14 protein-coding genes are annotated in these 15,256 nt (G+C 33.4%); 7 read left to right on the top strand and 7 right to left on the bottom strand.

Annotation, left to right across the window (positions count from 1 at the left end; all coding sequences use genetic code 11):
• The first annotated feature begins 31 nt into the window (after positions 1–31).
• Positions 32–280 (top strand): hypothetical protein, encoded by a 249-nt coding sequence (locus JC605_RS09070; RefSeq protein ID WP_198855863.1) that lies wholly within the window; start codon positions 32–34, stop codon positions 278–280.
• A gap of 47 nt (positions 281–327) precedes the next feature.
• Here the strand turns inward: JC605_RS09070 and JC605_RS09065 are convergent, their stop codons facing one another.
• From JC605_RS09065 to JC605_RS09055, 3 genes are all read right to left on the bottom strand, one after another.
• Complete coding sequence (locus JC605_RS09065; protein ID WP_198855862.1) at positions 328–531, bottom strand: hypothetical protein; 204 nt, start codon at positions 529–531, stop codon at positions 328–330.
• A gap of 190 nt (positions 532–721) precedes the next feature.
• A complete protein-coding gene (locus JC605_RS09060) occupies positions 722–2,137 on the bottom strand; it encodes an NAD(P)/FAD-dependent oxidoreductase (RefSeq protein WP_198855861.1) in 1,416 nt (471 codons plus the stop codon).
• An 86-nt stretch (positions 2,138–2,223) separates the two neighbouring features.
• Positions 2,224–3,606: a hypothetical protein gene (locus JC605_RS09055; protein WP_198855860.1), complete on the bottom strand. Its 1,383-nt coding sequence runs from the start codon at positions 3,604–3,606 to the stop codon at positions 2,224–2,226.
• Positions 3,607–3,770: 164 nt separating this feature from the next.
• Between JC605_RS09055 and JC605_RS09050 the strand changes: the two genes are divergently transcribed.
• From JC605_RS09050 to JC605_RS09030, 5 genes are all read left to right on the top strand, one after another.
• Positions 3,771–3,974, top strand: a complete 204-nt coding sequence (locus tag JC605_RS09050; protein ID WP_198855859.1) for a hypothetical protein — start codon at positions 3,771–3,773, stop codon at positions 3,972–3,974.
• 177 nt (positions 3,975–4,151) lie between these two features.
• On the top strand, positions 4,152–4,787 hold the full coding sequence (locus tag JC605_RS09045) for a hypothetical protein (protein WP_198855858.1): 636 nt from the start codon (positions 4,152–4,154) through the stop codon (positions 4,785–4,787).
• A gap of 173 nt (positions 4,788–4,960) precedes the next feature.
• Positions 4,961–5,404: a hypothetical protein gene (locus JC605_RS09040; protein WP_095929165.1), complete on the top strand. Its 444-nt coding sequence runs from the start codon at positions 4,961–4,963 to the stop codon at positions 5,402–5,404.
• Positions 5,405–6,059: 655 nt separating this feature from the next.
• Positions 6,060–9,251: a SusC/RagA family TonB-linked outer membrane protein gene (locus tag JC605_RS09035; RefSeq protein WP_198855857.1), complete on the top strand. Its 3,192-nt coding sequence runs from the start codon at positions 6,060–6,062 to the stop codon at positions 9,249–9,251.
• Positions 9,252–9,263: 12 nt separating this feature from the next.
• Positions 9,264–10,688, top strand: a complete 1,425-nt coding sequence (locus JC605_RS09030; RefSeq protein WP_198855856.1) for a SusD/RagB family nutrient-binding outer membrane lipoprotein — start codon at positions 9,264–9,266, stop codon at positions 10,686–10,688.
• Positions 10,689–10,899: 211 nt separating this feature from the next.
• On the opposite strand, the gene JC605_RS09025 is transcribed toward JC605_RS09030, so the two are convergent.
• Genes JC605_RS09025 through JC605_RS09015 form a run of 3 tightly spaced genes read right to left on the bottom strand, consistent with a single transcriptional unit; the run spans position 10,900 to position 13,853 of the window.
• Positions 10,900–11,700 carry a siderophore-interacting protein gene (locus tag JC605_RS09025; protein ID WP_198855855.1) on the bottom strand — a complete coding sequence of 267 codons (801 nt, stop codon included), beginning with the start codon at positions 11,698–11,700 and terminating at the stop codon, positions 10,900–10,902.
• Positions 11,701–11,714: 14 nt separating this feature from the next.
• Positions 11,715–12,926, bottom strand: a complete 1,212-nt coding sequence (locus tag JC605_RS09020; RefSeq protein ID WP_198855854.1) for an MFS transporter — start codon at positions 12,924–12,926, stop codon at positions 11,715–11,717.
• A gap of 57 nt (positions 12,927–12,983) precedes the next feature.
• Positions 12,984–13,853 (bottom strand): helix-turn-helix domain-containing protein, encoded by an 870-nt coding sequence (locus JC605_RS09015; RefSeq protein ID WP_198855853.1) that lies wholly within the window; start codon positions 13,851–13,853, stop codon positions 12,984–12,986.
• 110 nt (positions 13,854–13,963) lie between these two features.
• Between JC605_RS09015 and JC605_RS09010 the strand changes: the two genes are divergently transcribed.
• Positions 13,964–14,416, top strand: a complete 453-nt coding sequence (locus JC605_RS09010; RefSeq protein ID WP_233074071.1) for a hypothetical protein — start codon at positions 13,964–13,966, stop codon at positions 14,414–14,416.
• Here the strand turns inward: JC605_RS09010 and JC605_RS09005 are convergent.
• The gene (locus tag JC605_RS09005) at positions 14,413–15,231 is read right to left on the bottom strand and encodes a helix-turn-helix transcriptional regulator (RefSeq protein ID WP_198855852.1); all 819 of its coding nucleotides are present in this window, start codon (positions 15,229–15,231) and stop codon (positions 14,413–14,415) included. The two genes, JC605_RS09010 and JC605_RS09005, sit on opposite strands and share 4 nt — an antisense overlap.
• Between the last annotated feature and the right edge of the window lie 25 nt (positions 15,232–15,256).

Here is a 15,256-nt window from a genome sequence, read left to right as displayed (position 1 = left end):
ATGATAGTTAATTATTTAAAAATTTTTGAATATGGAAAGAGCTATAAAACTACAGGTTCGCAAAGAACTTGACGGAAAACAAGAAGTAAATATAATTAAGCTAAAAGGTAGTTTAATAACCAAAGGTTACACCGAAATTATTCATATTAGCGACAAGGACGACGAATTCTATATTAATTCATTTGCTACTAAAACAGAGGCAAATAAAGAAGTAAGAGAATTTATTCTAGATTTTATAAACAAAGAAAATTTAAGCAATACAATTAGTGTTCTAGCATAATCAAGATAGAATACTAGATTGTAATGCCCAATAAAGCAATCGTTAGTTTAAATTGCATTTGTAAAACTTGTATTTTGATCCAGATAAAGATGTTGCTCTTTTAAAATATCATCTGGTTTCTCGTCCCAATCTCCCCAATCTCCTACATAAGTTTTACGAAATATTAATTCGTTATTATCACCATCACAAACCAAAGTTCGGTCTGTACAGGTCTCATTGTTTGGACTGAAATTTATTTGTGTATTTTTCATGGCGTGATTATTTAATTGTTTGTAAATGAGATTATAAAATTAAAAAGATCAAGTCAAACTTAGTTATAAAATAATATTAAATTATTGTTTAATTTGCATCTATATGATTGAAAAATAACTTTTTACAAAAAATGCTAAACAAACCTGTTTAGCATTTTTTATTTAATCTTTCTTCTAAAATCTTTCTTCTTTATTTCCTTTTTTTAGGATATCTTCCTCGAGGTTCATCGCCTTCGCGGAGTATAATTTCAGAATGCAAGAACTGTGCAGCATCAGCAGAACCTTTTACTTTGGTAGCACTGCGTTCCAGCATTTCTGCTTCAAAATCGTTCAAGACACTTTTTCTTAGACCAGTTTCTCTCCAATTAGATTTTGCATTACAGCCTCTATATATTTTTCTAGCCAATTTTAAAGCATCCAATAAAGCTTGGTTTGCACCTTGACCTTTAAACGGACTCATTGGGTGCGCTGCATCGCCAATTAAAGTTATATTTTGATTCTTTTCTAATAACTCCGATCGAAGCAATTCGCGATCATAAACAGGATATCCAGAAATTAAACTTTCTTGTGTAGCTTCTAAAATTTGCGGAATAGGAGTGTGCCATTGTGTTCTGCGGCAAGCTTCCTCTTTAAGTGCTTTCGGACCTTTTGCACTTAGTTCTTTAGCCTCTTCTTCAGACATCGGGAAACTCAATTGCCACATTACAGAATCTCCCGTGTAGGGCATAACATAAATTCGTTCATTTCCATTTGCAGTCTGAAAAACGGTTGCAGAATCTAATAATTGGCTCGAAATATCTTTGAGAGAACTTAATGGACAAATTCCTAATATTACAATGCAATCCAAATAACGAAGCGGCGTTATGTCTTCGCCAATTGTTAGTTTTCTCACAATGCTTCTAATGCCATCTGCACCAACGACAAGATCAGCTTTTACGTTTTTTTCTTCTCCGTTTACTTGAAATTTAAGTTCTGCACCATCATTATTAGCTTTAAAATCTAACAATTGATGTCCCCATTGCACCGTATTATTTCCTCCAAGCTGTTCTAAAAGAGCTTGCCGCAACGATTGTCGTGCAATATGCATATTGGTACGTGTAGCAGACGGTTTAATTTCAGTTTCAATCCATTTTCTGGTTCCCCATTCGCCCAATATTTTTCCTTCTGTATTATGAACAATATGTTTTGTAGAAATTATACCGTTTAAAGAAGTAATCCCTAAACCCTTCATGGCTTTACTGGCTTGTTGTAATGTAAGTCCGTAGCCTTGAGATCGTGCATCAAAATGAGTATCTCTTTCGTAAATTGAAAAAGGAATTCCGCGATGTAAACATGCCACGGCCAAAGCGACACCGCCAATGCCAGCACCAATTATAGCAACGTGAGGTTTTGTCAAATCAGGTTCTAGATATTTTTCGGACTGAATTAATCCTGATCCTGAGCAATTTGTGCACAAATGCAGATGTGCTTTAGGGCGTATTGGAGCAACTTTAGTTTGCGAACTTTCAAATGCAGTCAATTCTGTTTTATAACGTCTTTGAGCTTTTTTACTAAGTCCGCGATTTATTTTGCCTTGTCCCCGGCATTCCTGACATATCGTCCACATAATTTTTACTGTAATTATAATGAAGCAAAATTAGCATTATTTTTCAGAAGCTATTTTAAGATAATATGGAGGCGTAGAAGAGTTAATTAAATTGATTTTCTAAGTACAGTAGTTTCAAAATTTAAATCTTTAATAAAATCAACAACATCATCTGGTTTTTCTAGAATTAAATTACAATCTACATCTTCGACTAAAAAGAAAAATCGAAACTCTGAATGTATCGTTTTTAGTGCCGTATTTAATAATTTTATGAAAGGTTTTACTTCCAACCAGTTTGTTTCGGTTTCAAAATAAATAGAAAAAACTTGTTCTTCGACAACAAAATTTAAAGTATAGCCATAAGAACCCTGACTATATCTTGGATCTCCAAACAATTCAGCATTTTGATAGAATCTTCCTTTTATATTTTTTTTGAACAATAATTTTGCAATATAAGTATTAAAGAAAAGTTCGTAATTTAAAGGATAAGATGCAATTGAGGTATCAAATAAGGAAGTGTTTAGTTTAGTTTTGACTAAAATTTCACCATTATAAGTGGTTTCAGCCAAATATTGATCAAAATTGCTGATTGATAATGATTTTAAAAATGGGCTATAAAGATGTTTGTTCCAGTTAATGTCATTCTTTATAAATCCAGGATCATTACTAATATCTTCAGGAGTAAGTTGGTATTGATTTAGCATAATAGTAAAGAACTTATTCTTGTCAGTATAGAACAAAAACTTTTTGAGACAATAATGATTGTCTAAATGACTTGACGCGAAGTATGAAAATGCTAATTCTGTTATTTCAGCTTGAAATGCCATATTATTTAATGCTAAATAAGCAAACGGATTAGTTTCTTCAAAAAATGATTCATCATTTATAGAGTCAATTTTGCCCTCAAAATATTCGTTTACAAATAATTTTAGTAGAATAAAAGAATCTTCTTTAAAACCTAAATCAAAAAGAACGATCGGGATTGAAGTTTCATAGAAATATTTTTTGCCATTGTTTCTGTTTTTTAAGTACTTCTGAATTTCTTCGTAACAATTCTCAAGTTTGTTTTTTAAAGTAAATTCAAAAAAATCAAAAGAGAATTTTTCGGGAGTGTTTTGCAAATGATTGATGTAACGCTTTAATTTTGATTCTTCTTCTAAAAATAAAAAATCAAATTGTTTTAAAAACGGAATTAAATGTTCATCGTTTTGAAGTTCTTTTTCAATAAAATCAATTTTTTCATCTTCTTTAATTGATTGCGAGCCTATAAAATTTTCGTAAAATGAATAATTATAGCCTATTTCATTTTCGAAAAAAAAATCAGATATATTCTTATTTATGCTAATATTTTGATATTCTTTATCGTTTGCAGTTAAATTATCTATTTGAGTTGTATAAAATAGATTAGAGTATTTTGAGGCAGTCGATTCTGAATTTTTATTTTGTTGTTTCTCGCTATTATGTTTTTTGAAGAAATTCAGAAAGTTCATGGACTGTTTGTTTTGAGTTATTAGAAGTAAAAATAAATATTTTATCCAGAAGCAAGGATTTGTCTCCACAATAAAAGGTTTATTTTATAATTTTTAAAAATGATTATATAAGTCAAACTATTGTATTTGAGGTAATTTTAAAAATCATTTAAAAACGAAAAATTATGGAAAAGAATAATCAAACCCAGAAAAACCCGAATCCTAAACAACAGGGTGGAGGAGATCATCGAAATGACACGAGAAAACATCAATATAAAGAACATGACGAAGTTTTGACAAATGATGAAAATTATGATGTCGACACTAAAAAGTTTAAAGGTCAAGAACCTGAACTCGATGATAAGTTGAATAATGAAGAAAAAGAATAAAGTAAAACGTCTCAAGTTAATTTTGAGGCGTTTTTTATTTGCTTTTTATTGTTTTACAGCGACTTTTTTAATAGATAAAAGTGAAGATATAAACAAATTGATTGGTTTTTTATAGATTTGTATAAATCTAATACAGTTTCTTCAATAATAATTGAGGAATAATATATAATACAAGGCATGAAATCGTTTACTTCAGTTTTTTTACTTTTAATGTTTGTTTGTTCAAGTTCCTACTCGCAATTGAGTTCTGATAAAATATTTGAAAGTTTTAAGCAAGGAGAACGCACAAATTGTTCGTCTATAGCATTTATTAAAGCTTCTTTAAATGTATACGGCTTAGATAATCTTTTTGAAAGTGAAAAATTGAACAATGATTCTTATCGTATTACATTAAAAAATAATGCAACTTTTAATTTAGATAGCAGCGAAGTCACAAAAGCTAGAAAATCGGCAGGTTTTGTTTATATTAAAGATAATTGCGATAGCGAAAAAATACGTGATTATGCTGTTCTGACATATGCTGTAATGGCAAAATACATGCAAATTATTGATAAAGAACCTACTTTTGAGAAAGCTTTAGAAGAATTAGAAGAAGGTACTGTATATACTCCAACCATCTATAAATATTTAGGATTCAAATTAGGCAAGCAAATTCAGAAATTAAAAAGACAATCTGGAAGCGAGTACTGCGGTGTTGTGGCATGGTCAAAAGCGCATGCTGTTTTTGTATGTGAAGATTTTATGGATTACTACGGAAATAAAAAAAGTATTTGGATAAAATATCCGGGACGTTTTAGAATTATTAAGACGTAAATAGAAAAGAATTTTTGGCACTAAAAATCCTTTAATTCTATAGTTTTGGTGTACTATTTTACTTATTCAGATTAAAAGATTATTATAATTTTGGCAAAAACAACCTCCAAAAGTTGGATTTTAAGTTAATTTATATATTTTTGTTTTTATTCAAGAACCAAATCTATAAGAAAATGAAGAGTAAAATTATTTTATTATGTGCACTTTTCTTCTTGACAACTGCTGCTGTCTCTGCACAGGCAAAAAATGCACCAAGAAGTATCATTAGTACAACAGCTTTAATTCGCAAATACCATGATCAAAAAGAATTAAGTGGTATGCAAAAAGGAGAGCTTTTAGAATTGTACATTGAACGTATTAAAGTTTTAGTAAAAACGCTTCCTTACATTGCTTTGGTTACAAAACCGGGTGTTACAATGGCAGATTTAGGTATTCCTGATACAGCTGACAATAAAAAAATATTAGATGGACAGGCGTTAGGAACAACAAGTTTCTTAGATACTACAGTAGAGTTTCAAAGAAAAATGATGCCTTACTCTGATAAAGGAAATCTTATCGCCGCAATTTTATTCTACGAAACTACATTGAAATCTCTACACGAGTTCAACGAGCTATAATAAATTAGAAATAAAAAATAGAAACTCCAAGGTCTTATGATCTTGGAGTTTTTTTTTGGTTTAAACTTTACTAAGATAGACTTAAAAAAGGTAAAAACTACTTTCAAATTTTTATGCTTTTAGTACAATTCTTATAAAATCCTAAAAACAGCTGTTTTTAATAACTATTTTGTTATTAAGTGTTTAGGTTGTGTTTTAAAAAGTAGTTAACATTTTTTTTGCAAAAAGTTTAATTAAAATTTGGGAACTAAAATTTTTAACATACCTTTGTTCTATCAAATTAGTAGAGTTTAAAAAATAAGTTAAAAGCCAGAGATTAGAACCACAATATTTCATTCTGAAAAAAGCAAACGCATTAGGCCGTTTTCATCCTGATGCATTCTAAGGTTAAAATTCCTCTTTTTTTAATTCATTATAAATTTTAAGAAACATGATCCCAAATAGGGGTTAAAAATTTTATAGGCCAATTTAAAATAATAGTAATCCAAAAAAAAGTAAAAATGAAAAAACGAATGTGCTGCAGATAAAAGAAAAAACCATTTCTGTTGCAGCAGAAATGGTAGAAGCTTAAAAGAAATTTGTCATCTCTAAAAGGAAAGCTAGAATAGCATAAAGCTGTCTTTGCTCGCCTTATTTATTAAACTAAAACAAAGTAATGAAAAAAAAATTAGAAAGATATACTTGGCTATGTATTTTGTTGATTTCCATCGGGGTTACAGCTCAAGAGACAAAGCCGCTAATCCAGTCTAAACTGGAAGGGACAGTAGTAGATGCTGTTACAAAAGAGCCAATTATTGGAGCTTCGGTAACGATTCAAGGAACTACGCATGGTGTTATTACAGATACAGATGGAAAGTTCTATTTTCAAACTGGACAAAAATTTCCTTATGTGCTTTTAATTAGTTATTTAGGATATAAAAAGCAAGAAGTTGTAGTAAACAAAAACGATATTACAATTGATCTAGACGAAGAGCAAAATGCTTTATCTGAAGTAGTGGTTACTGCTCTTGGAATTTCGAAAGAAAAGAAATCGTTAGGATATACTACTCAAGCAGTAAAAGGAAAAGAACTGGCAACAACAAAAGAAACCAACTTCTTGAACGCACTTTCTGGTAAAGTTGCTGGTGTACGTATTACAAACTCGCAAGGAGATATGGGATCTTCTCGTATTATTATTCGTGGAGAAACTTCTATTGCAGGAAATAACCAACCGCTTTTTGTGGTAGATGGAGTTCCTGTAGATAACTCGCAATTGAATTTTGGTGGTGCTACTCGTGATTTCAGAAATGCAATTGCCGATTTGAATCCGCAGGATATTGAAACGTTGACTGTTTTGAAAGGGCCAAACGCTGCTGCTCTTTACGGATCACGTGCTGCACATGGTGTTGTGCTTATTACAACAAAATCTGGTAAAGGACAAAAAGGAGGTTATGGAGTTACTTTTAATACCGGTATAACAGTTTCTCAAGTAGCTACTTTACCTTCTTTTCAGAATAGTTTCGGACAGGGTTCTAATGGAAAATTTAGTTACGTTGACGGTAAAGGAGGAGGAGTTAATGATGGTGTTGACGAAAGCTGGGGACCAAGATTGGACGGACGCCTTATTCCGCAATTTTATTCTAAAGGAGAAGCTGTTCCTTTTGTTGCACATCCAAATAACGTGAAAGATTTCTTTAATACAGGACTTACTTATGACAATAGTGTTTCTATTGCAAAAGCAAACGAGAAATCAGATTTCCGTTTAGGTGTAAATAACCAAAAACAACTTGGAACTGTACCGAACACTGAAATAAACAAAACAAACTTTTCTATTAACACCAATTATCAGATTTCTGAAAACGTAAAAGTGGGGGTTAATGCAAATTATATCGTAACAGATGCTCCACAATTGCCAGGTGGTCCGTTAGGAGGACGTGCTGCGGGTGTAATGCTTCAGTTTCTTTGGTTTGGACGTCAGGTTGATATTAATGAATTGGAAAAAGATAGAAATACCAACTGGAATAACAGCTATTATAGCAACCCATATTGGAATGCGTATTACAATACAACAAGCCAACAACGTAATCGTTTAATTGGAGATATCCATTTAGACGCGAAATTGGCAGAAGGATTAAATTTCAGATTCCGTACGGGAGTTGATTATTATAACGACCGCAGAAAATACACGATCAAATACGGTACAAATGGAACTCCTTTCGGGTCGTATGCAGAAGATGCTTACACAGTAAATGAGCAAAATACTGAAGGTATATTTCAATATACAAAACAGCTTAACGACGATTTTACTGTTGATGCGCTTGCTGGATTTAACATTCGTAACCATAGCGATGCCAATAACTATCAGAAAGCACCGCGTTTAGCAGTCCCAGATTTGTATACTTTAACAAACTCTAGAGATCCGTTAACATCATCAAATTCATTATCTAAATTGAGAGTTTACAGTGCTTACGCTTCGGCTCAGTTTGGTTTTAGAAACTATGCTTTCTTAAACGTTACAGCACGTAACGATTGGTCATCTACATTACCAAGCAGCAACCGTTCTTATTTCTATCCGTCTATTAACGGAAGTGTGGTTTTAACAGATGCATTAAATATTAAAAGCAATACACTCGATTTCTTAAAGCTTCGCGGAGGATGGTCTGAAGTAGGTAACGATGCAGATCCGTATCAATTGGCTACGGTTTACAATTTCCAAACCGCATTTGACGGAAATCCGATTCAAACGTCGTCTCAAAGAAAACTAAATGAAAATTTGAAACCTGAAACAACTCGTTCTACTGAAGTAGGTCTTGAAGCTTCTTTCTGGAAAAACAGACTTCATTTTGATGTAGCTTATTACAACACAAATAGTTTTGATCAGATTTTAGAAATAAAAACTACAGCTGCTAGCGGTTATACTTCGCAGTTAATCAATGCAGGAAAAATTAATAACCAAGGTATTGAAATACAGTTGGATGGAAATCCTATTCAAACTGAAAACTTTAAGTGGAATGTGGCTTTAAATTATTCTAAAAACAAAAGTAAAGTTGAAATTTTAGATTATGCAGGAGACATTAAAAACTATACAATTGGTTCTTCTGGAGGTGTAGATGTATTGGCATCTGTAGGGCAAGCTTACGGAGCACTTTATGGTACAGCTTACGAGCGTGATGCAAGCGGAAATATTGTAGTAGGAGCAAATGGTCTTCCAAAAGCAGATCCGACAAAAAGAGTTTTAGGACATTATACTCCAGATTACTTAGCAGGTCTTACGAATACTTTGACTTACAAAAATCTTGAACTTTCATTCCTTATTGATGCAAGTGTTGGTGGTGAGCTTTTCTCTGGAACTAATAGAACAGGAAACTATACAGGAGTTTTAGCGCAGACTCTTCCAGGACGTGGTGCTGAAAACGGTGGTTTAAGCTATTATTATCCAGGAGACAATACTGCTAATCCGAAAACTTTAGTAACGGGCGGTGCCGCTCCAAGTGGTGTAACAGTTTATGATGATGGAATGATTTTCGGAGGTGTATTTGCTGACGGAACACCTAATAATAAAGTGATTAGCGCTCAGGAATATTATAAGGCATCATACAACATTAGCGAGGCGTACATCTACAGTTCGACTTTCGTAAAAATGAGAGAGATAAAGCTTTCTTATAATTTTAATAAAAAGCTAGTTAAAAAACTTGGATTAGAAGGAGCAAGCCTTACTGCTGCTGGACGTAACTTATTCTTTATTTACAAAGATGCGCCAAATATTGATCCTGAAACAGCTTTCAACACTGGAAATGCACAAGGATTGGAAAGTTTAGCTTTGCCAACAACTAGAAATTTCAGTTTAAATCTTAACGTTAAATTTTAAAAACTCGGAATCATGCTAAAAAAACTATCATATACAATACTGTTTGCATTGACACTGAGCTCTTGCAGTGATACTTTGGACGATATTAATAAAAATCCAAATGCAACTGAAACGCCGCTTGCTCCATATCTTTTGACAGGTACACTAAAACAAGGTGCCGATTTGTATTGGGGAGATGCAAACAATTTTAACTCTACTTTGCTGTTTGTGCAGCATTGGGCTAAAATTCAATATACAGAACCAGATCGTTACGATGTTTCAAATACTTCTTTCACAGCATTATGGGATAAGGGATATTCGACTCTAATTACAGATTTGAATACGATTTTAAAATTTCCAGATGCTCAGGCAAATTCAAATTATAAAGGAATTGCATTAACATTACGTTCTTGGACCTTTTTATTGCTGACAGATGCTTACGGAAATATTCCGTACAAAGAAGCTGGTCAGAAAGTAACACCTGCATACAATACACAAAAAGAAGTATATACTGGTTTGCTTGAAGATTTAAAACAAGCGCAATCTTTGTTAAATCCAGCAAATGGTTCGGTTACTGGTGATTTGGCTTATAAAGGTGATATTTTGAAATGGAAAAAACTGGTAAACTCGCTTCGTTTGCGTATTGCTTTGAGAATTTCGGACAAAGAACCTGTTTTAGCTAAACAAGCAGCAATTGATGCGACAAGCGATGCAGGCGGATTAATTAGCAGCAATTCTGAAACATTTCAATTTGTTTATACAAGCTCACCGCAGCAAAATCCAGCTTCGGCTTGGTTTGAAACTAGAGATGATTTCCGTATTTCAAAAACTATGGTAGATCAATTATACGCATTATCAGATCCTCGTTTGCCTGTTTTTGCTCAATTGCCTTCTGATGCAAGCGTTGGAAAATATGTTGGCGGTGCTAACGGATTGTCAAATAGTGATGCTAATAGTCAAGGTTTTGCTAAAACATCAAAACCAGGAACTTATTTCTTAACATCGGCTTCTCCTGCTGTAATTGCTTCTTACTCAGAAACATTATTTAATCTTGCAGAAGCTGCAGCCCGCGGGTATATTTCTGGAGATGCAGAACAGTATTATAAAAATGCTATTACAGCATCTTTGAATCAGTTTGGAATTACAAATGCGGCAACTATTTCAACTTATCTTGATCAGGCAAGTGTGAAATACGATGCATCAAATTATGCAAAATCGATTGGGACGCAAAAATGGATTTCTTTCTTCGGACAAGGTCTTGATGCCTTTACAGAGTGGAGAAGACTAGACTACCCTGTATTAACAGCTGGTCCTGCAACTGTTTTGGACGGAAAATTACCTTCGCGTCTTTTCTATCCTGGAACAGAACAATCTCTTAACGGAGCAAGTTATCAAGCAGCTGTTGCAGATCAAGGAAAAGATTTATTGACAACCAAATTATGGTTTGATGCCAAATAAATTTGCAAATAATATTCCGTAGGAATATCTGGTTGGTAGAAAAAAAAAGAATCGTTATGCATTATGTCCCGTAGAGACGCCTGCTTTGAGGAAACAATAGGCTTAACGTCTAATCAAACGTAAATTCATAATTCGGATTTAATTTTACCGAAGAAACATTCCTACGAAATGAAAAAGCCCTGTATCAAAATTTGATTCGGGGCTTTTTGTATTATTCCATTCGCTGTTTTTGTCTTTCGTGGTTTGATTCTTCTTCAGAACTTCCGCGTTTCCAATATGAAACTGCATTATACTGATCACGTTCCAACTGGAGCTCTTCTTTCATGTGTTTTCGTATTTTCTTGATTGTTTCAAATTCTGCCGCTGCAAACACATAATGTGGTTTTTCTTCAGCTAATAAAACAATGAATTCTTCAGCAAGTGCACTTCCGTTTAATGGTGAAGAATTATAGATCCATTTTACATTGAGATGGGCTTTGGTATTCAGAACAAACGTATCTCTATAAGAATTCACTTCGAGAAAAAGCACAACATTTGAAGTTGAAGGCAAAGTTTCTAAAATAGCTGAAATAACTGGAATTGCAGTACTATCTCCAACCATAAAATAATTTTCAGCATTAGGAACAAGCGGTTTTTGGCTTTCTTTTATTGCAATTCCAAGAAAATCTTCCGATTTAGCATTTTCTGCCCATTTAGAAGCTGGACCGTTATCGCCATGCGCTACAAAATCAATTTTTAGAGTTTTATTAATCAAGTCAATATTTCGTGTGGTGTAGGTTCGTCTAGCTGTAAAAAAATCTGAGTCCCAAATTGATTCATCATAATTAGTGTTGTACGTCTGAGTTTCAGAAGGAATGTAAATTTTATTATTGCTTCCAGAACGCATATTCTGAAATAGGTCTACTTGTTCGTCAGACATTTTAAAAGTTACTCTGATGTAATGTGGAGTAAGAAATGCCTTTTCTTTTACCACAAAAATAGATCGCGCAATATTTCGTAAAGGTTTATCCATTAGTATTTAATGTTTTAGTTAACAATTGCTTGAATTTCTTTTCGTTGCGATTGAAGAAGGCTTGCTATGGCAATAACACAGCTGAATGCTCCAAAAAAGTAAATGGACTGATAACTGAGCCATCCTGCAATTAAACCTGCGGTTGGTCCTGCAATTCCTAATGAAAGATCAAAAAAAGCGGCATAAGCTCCTAAAGCTGTTCCTCTCATTTGCGGTGTTATTTTTTGTATAGCCAATACACCTAAAGAAGGAAAAACAAGCGAAAACCCAATACCGGTGAGAGTGCATCCTAAAATAGCCGTCCAGCTGTTAGTAGATAAACCTATGCATAACTGACCTGACATCTCAATCAAAATAGAAATCATAGCAACTTTAAACCCGCCAAAACGATCGGGATAAGAAGAGAAAAAGACACGGGTTAAAATATAAGAACCTCCAAAAAACAGAAATCCAAGAGAAGCTCCATTCCAGTTTTTTTGGCTGAATAATAAAGCGATAAACGATGCAATACAGGCAAAAGCAATAGAAGAGAAGGCTAATGCAATTCCTTGCGGAAATACTTTTCCGATTACTTTATAAAAAGGAGTTCTTAAATGTCCATTGTGTACAGGAACTGTTGGTAATGTTTTGGAAAATGTCCAACTTATAAAAGCCAGAACTAGAATTGAAGAGAAAGCCCATAAAGTTCCAAATTGGACAATCCATAGGCTAAAAGGCGCGCCAATTGCAATTCCGGCATACATAGCAATTCCGTTCCATGTCATTACTTTACCAGAATTTTGCTGCCCTAAAAGACCAATTCCCCAAGTGAGCATTCCTGTAACCAGAAAACTTTCTGCTATTCCGTGAACGATTCTGGACAATAGCAATAGAGAAAGCGATAATAAAGGAACTGAAACCGCAGAGCACGCGAACATATATAAAACACCAGCTAATAAAACCAGTAAAATGCCTCGTGTTGTACTGCTTTTTGAACCCAAAACATCAGTTGTTTTTCCTGCATAAGCACGCGTTAAGAGTGTAGCTAATGCTTGCATACCAATAACTAAACCAACGGCAAGATTGTCAAAACCTAATTCTTGTTTTATGAATTTTGGAAGTATACCCAGAGAAATGCCAATTGTGGTATAAATCGCCAAAACCGTTATAACAATAGGAATTAAAAGTTTGCTATTCGATTCAGGGTTTAATTTGGGAGTACTGTTTGTAGTTGTACTTTCTGTCATAATTTTACTTTGTATATTAATAATTTTACAAAGGCAAAATTATGCCTGCGCTAAGTTTTAATGGTTGTCTATAGCAGGGGCATTGTTGGACAAATCATGGTTTTTTAATCTGAATTCAGATGCAGTCATTCCGATATTCTTTTTCATAAAACGCGAAAAATAGGCATGATCGTCATAACCTAATTCAAAAGCAATTTGTTTTATATCCAATTCTGTATAATATAATAAGCGCTTGGCTTCCAGAGCAATTGTTTGCTGTATCCAATAACTTGAAGTGAAACCAGTAACTTGCTTAACAATTTCGTTTAGATACAAAGGTGTAATGTTTAACAAACTAGCATAATCTTTAACCTGTTTGTGTTCTTTATATCGTTCTTGCAAAAGCTGTTTAAATGTATTAACTGTCTGGTACTTTTGTCCGCCAATAAGTTCTTTGGCTGTATCTTCTTGTATAAGTGCTCCGATAAAAAAGCCTAAAAAAGCATCAGTCAATGAATATTCGGTTTGATCTTGAAAGAATTCGCTTTTTTGTTTTAGAAGATTTTTAAGTATCGGAATAATAGAAAAAATCAAACTATCTGATGTTAAATGAATTCCCTGTTTGCTGTTTAAATGCGTATTTAAGATCTGAGTATATTTCTCAGAAATTAAAAGCGAATCCATAAAAATATACCATCCTTGACAATTGTCCTGATTGAGGTAAGAATGAACTTGTCCTGGCGCTATGTAATAAGCGGAACAGTTTGACATTGTAATTTGTTTGAAATCTAGTTCCAATTCAAAAGTGCCTTGACTTAGTACAATAAACATATAATGATCATCGCGATGAGGCGCATGTGCTTTCTCTGAAAAAGCACCAATTGGAATAACATCTATTCCAATAGTTTTCATTTCATCTCGATGTATTTCAATATGATTCCGGTTCATTTTTTAGATTGAATTGTATTCAAAGGTAAAACGAATTAGAAAAAGTTGTTCGTTATTTTACAATTTTTGCCTTACGTGAATAATTTCCTTTGTAAAAAAATATATAAACCATGAAAAAAAAAATTATTTTAAGCACACTCTTGATGCTTACTTTTTGGTGTAATGCCCAAACGACAGATTCAGCTTTAAAAGAAGTACAAAAAATTATTGAAGCGAGTAACAAAACGTTCTCCGATTTTACCAATAAGAATGACGGTTCTATTGTTGCTAGATATACAGATGATGCTTGTTTGTTTCCGCCAAATGGAGAACCAAAATGTGGAGCAAAGCAAATTGACTCCTTTTTTAGAGGCGGACCTCAAGTGCATGTTATATTCACAATTCAGAATCTTTATGGAGATCCAAAAACAGCTGTTACAGAAGAAAGTTTTTATGAAATGACCGATATGAATGGCAAAAAACTAGACGACGGAAAAGTAATTGTAATCTGGAAGAAAACCAAAGAAGGCTGGAAAATGCATCGCGATATGTTTAGCAGCAATCATCCTGCAAAACAAGGTTAAAAACCAATGTTGACAGCCTGCTGTAAATCAGTATCGTTTTTAAGCAGCGAATTTCTGGATGCAGATGGCGTAATACCAGTAAACTTCTTAAATTCTTTTATAAAATGAGCTTGGTCATAATAGCCATTATTGTAAGCTATAGTAGTTAATGATTCTGTCGTATTGAGCACCAAATCCAAACTTTTATTAAATCGGATTACTGATGTAAAAGCAGCTGGACTAATACCAATATTAGCGAGATAAAGTTTTTGGATATACCTTTCTGATAATCCTGAATTTCGGGCAAGGAAAGGTAAATCCAATTGCTGGTGATTTCGAAATAACCCTTGACTCAAATGCTGTACTATGGAAACCTTTTTTAATCGGGTTTCATTTTTCTTTAATTTTTGAAGAAAATACGTTTCTAAAACATTGATTTTAGACAAAAGATCATCAGTTTCCATAATCTTATCATACAAATCTCTATTCTCTCCCAAAGCCACATCGTACATATCGGTGGCATAATTCGTAAATTCTGATAGCGGATCAGAAAAAAATAATGCACTGGCATGCGGATATATTCTTGCAATGAGTACCGAAGTGCCTTTTGCTACAGAAAGACGCGTTGGAAGCGTTAGATGCCCCAATAATTCTATGGCAGGAGTATCTTTCTGTTTGCCGTTGATAATGGTTGCGGCAAATCCTCCAGAAATATTTATAATCAAATCGACATATCCGCTTGGATAAAATACTTCATTGTCGAGATCTTTTTCAATTGTAACAACAGTATAGTTCTTTATAAACGGCGCTAAACTGGCGGACGGTAAAATCTGCATATCGTTTTTTGTTGTAATTTAGGAA

Source organism: Flavobacterium sp. IB48, assembly GCF_016405855.1.
Lineage (GTDB): Bacteria > Bacteroidota > Bacteroidia > Flavobacteriales > Flavobacteriaceae > Flavobacterium > Flavobacterium ginsengisoli.
This window is presented reverse-complemented; position numbering and strand designations above follow the sequence as displayed.

Bases quoted from the DNA above. Each gene is read 5' to 3' on its own strand.
- JC605_RS09070 (WP_198855863.1), top strand. From the start codon at position 32: ATGGAAAGAGCTATAAAACTACAGGTTCGCAAAGAACTTGACGGAAAA.
- JC605_RS09065 (WP_198855862.1), bottom strand. From the start codon at position 531: ATGAAAAATACACAAATAAATTTCAGTCCAAACAATGAGACCTGTACA.
- JC605_RS09060 (WP_198855861.1), bottom strand. From the start codon at position 2,137: ATGTGGACGATATGTCAGGAATGCCGGGGACAAGGCAAAATAAATCGC.
- JC605_RS09055 (WP_198855860.1), bottom strand. From the start codon at position 3,606: ATGAACTTTCTGAATTTCTTCAAAAAACATAATAGCGAGAAACAACAA.
- JC605_RS09050 (WP_198855859.1), top strand. From the start codon at position 3,771: ATGGAAAAGAATAATCAAACCCAGAAAAACCCGAATCCTAAACAACAG.
- JC605_RS09045 (WP_198855858.1), top strand. From the start codon at position 4,152: ATGAAATCGTTTACTTCAGTTTTTTTACTTTTAATGTTTGTTTGTTCA.
- JC605_RS09040 (WP_095929165.1), top strand. From the start codon at position 4,961: ATGAAGAGTAAAATTATTTTATTATGTGCACTTTTCTTCTTGACAACT.
- JC605_RS09035 (WP_198855857.1), top strand. From the start codon at position 6,060: ATGAAAAAAAAATTAGAAAGATATACTTGGCTATGTATTTTGTTGATT.
- JC605_RS09030 (WP_198855856.1), top strand. From the start codon at position 9,264: ATGCTAAAAAAACTATCATATACAATACTGTTTGCATTGACACTGAGC.
- JC605_RS09025 (WP_198855855.1), bottom strand. From the start codon at position 11,700: ATGGATAAACCTTTACGAAATATTGCGCGATCTATTTTTGTGGTAAAA.
- JC605_RS09020 (WP_198855854.1), bottom strand. From the start codon at position 12,926: ATGACAGAAAGTACAACTACAAACAGTACTCCCAAATTAAACCCTGAA.
- JC605_RS09015 (WP_198855853.1), bottom strand. From the start codon at position 13,853: ATGAACCGGAATCATATTGAAATACATCGAGATGAAATGAAAACTATT.
- JC605_RS09010 (WP_233074071.1), top strand. From the start codon at position 13,964: ATGAAAAAAAAAATTATTTTAAGCACACTCTTGATGCTTACTTTTTGG.
- JC605_RS09005 (WP_198855852.1), bottom strand. From the start codon at position 15,231: ATGCAGATTTTACCGTCCGCCAGTTTAGCGCCGTTTATAAAGAACTAT.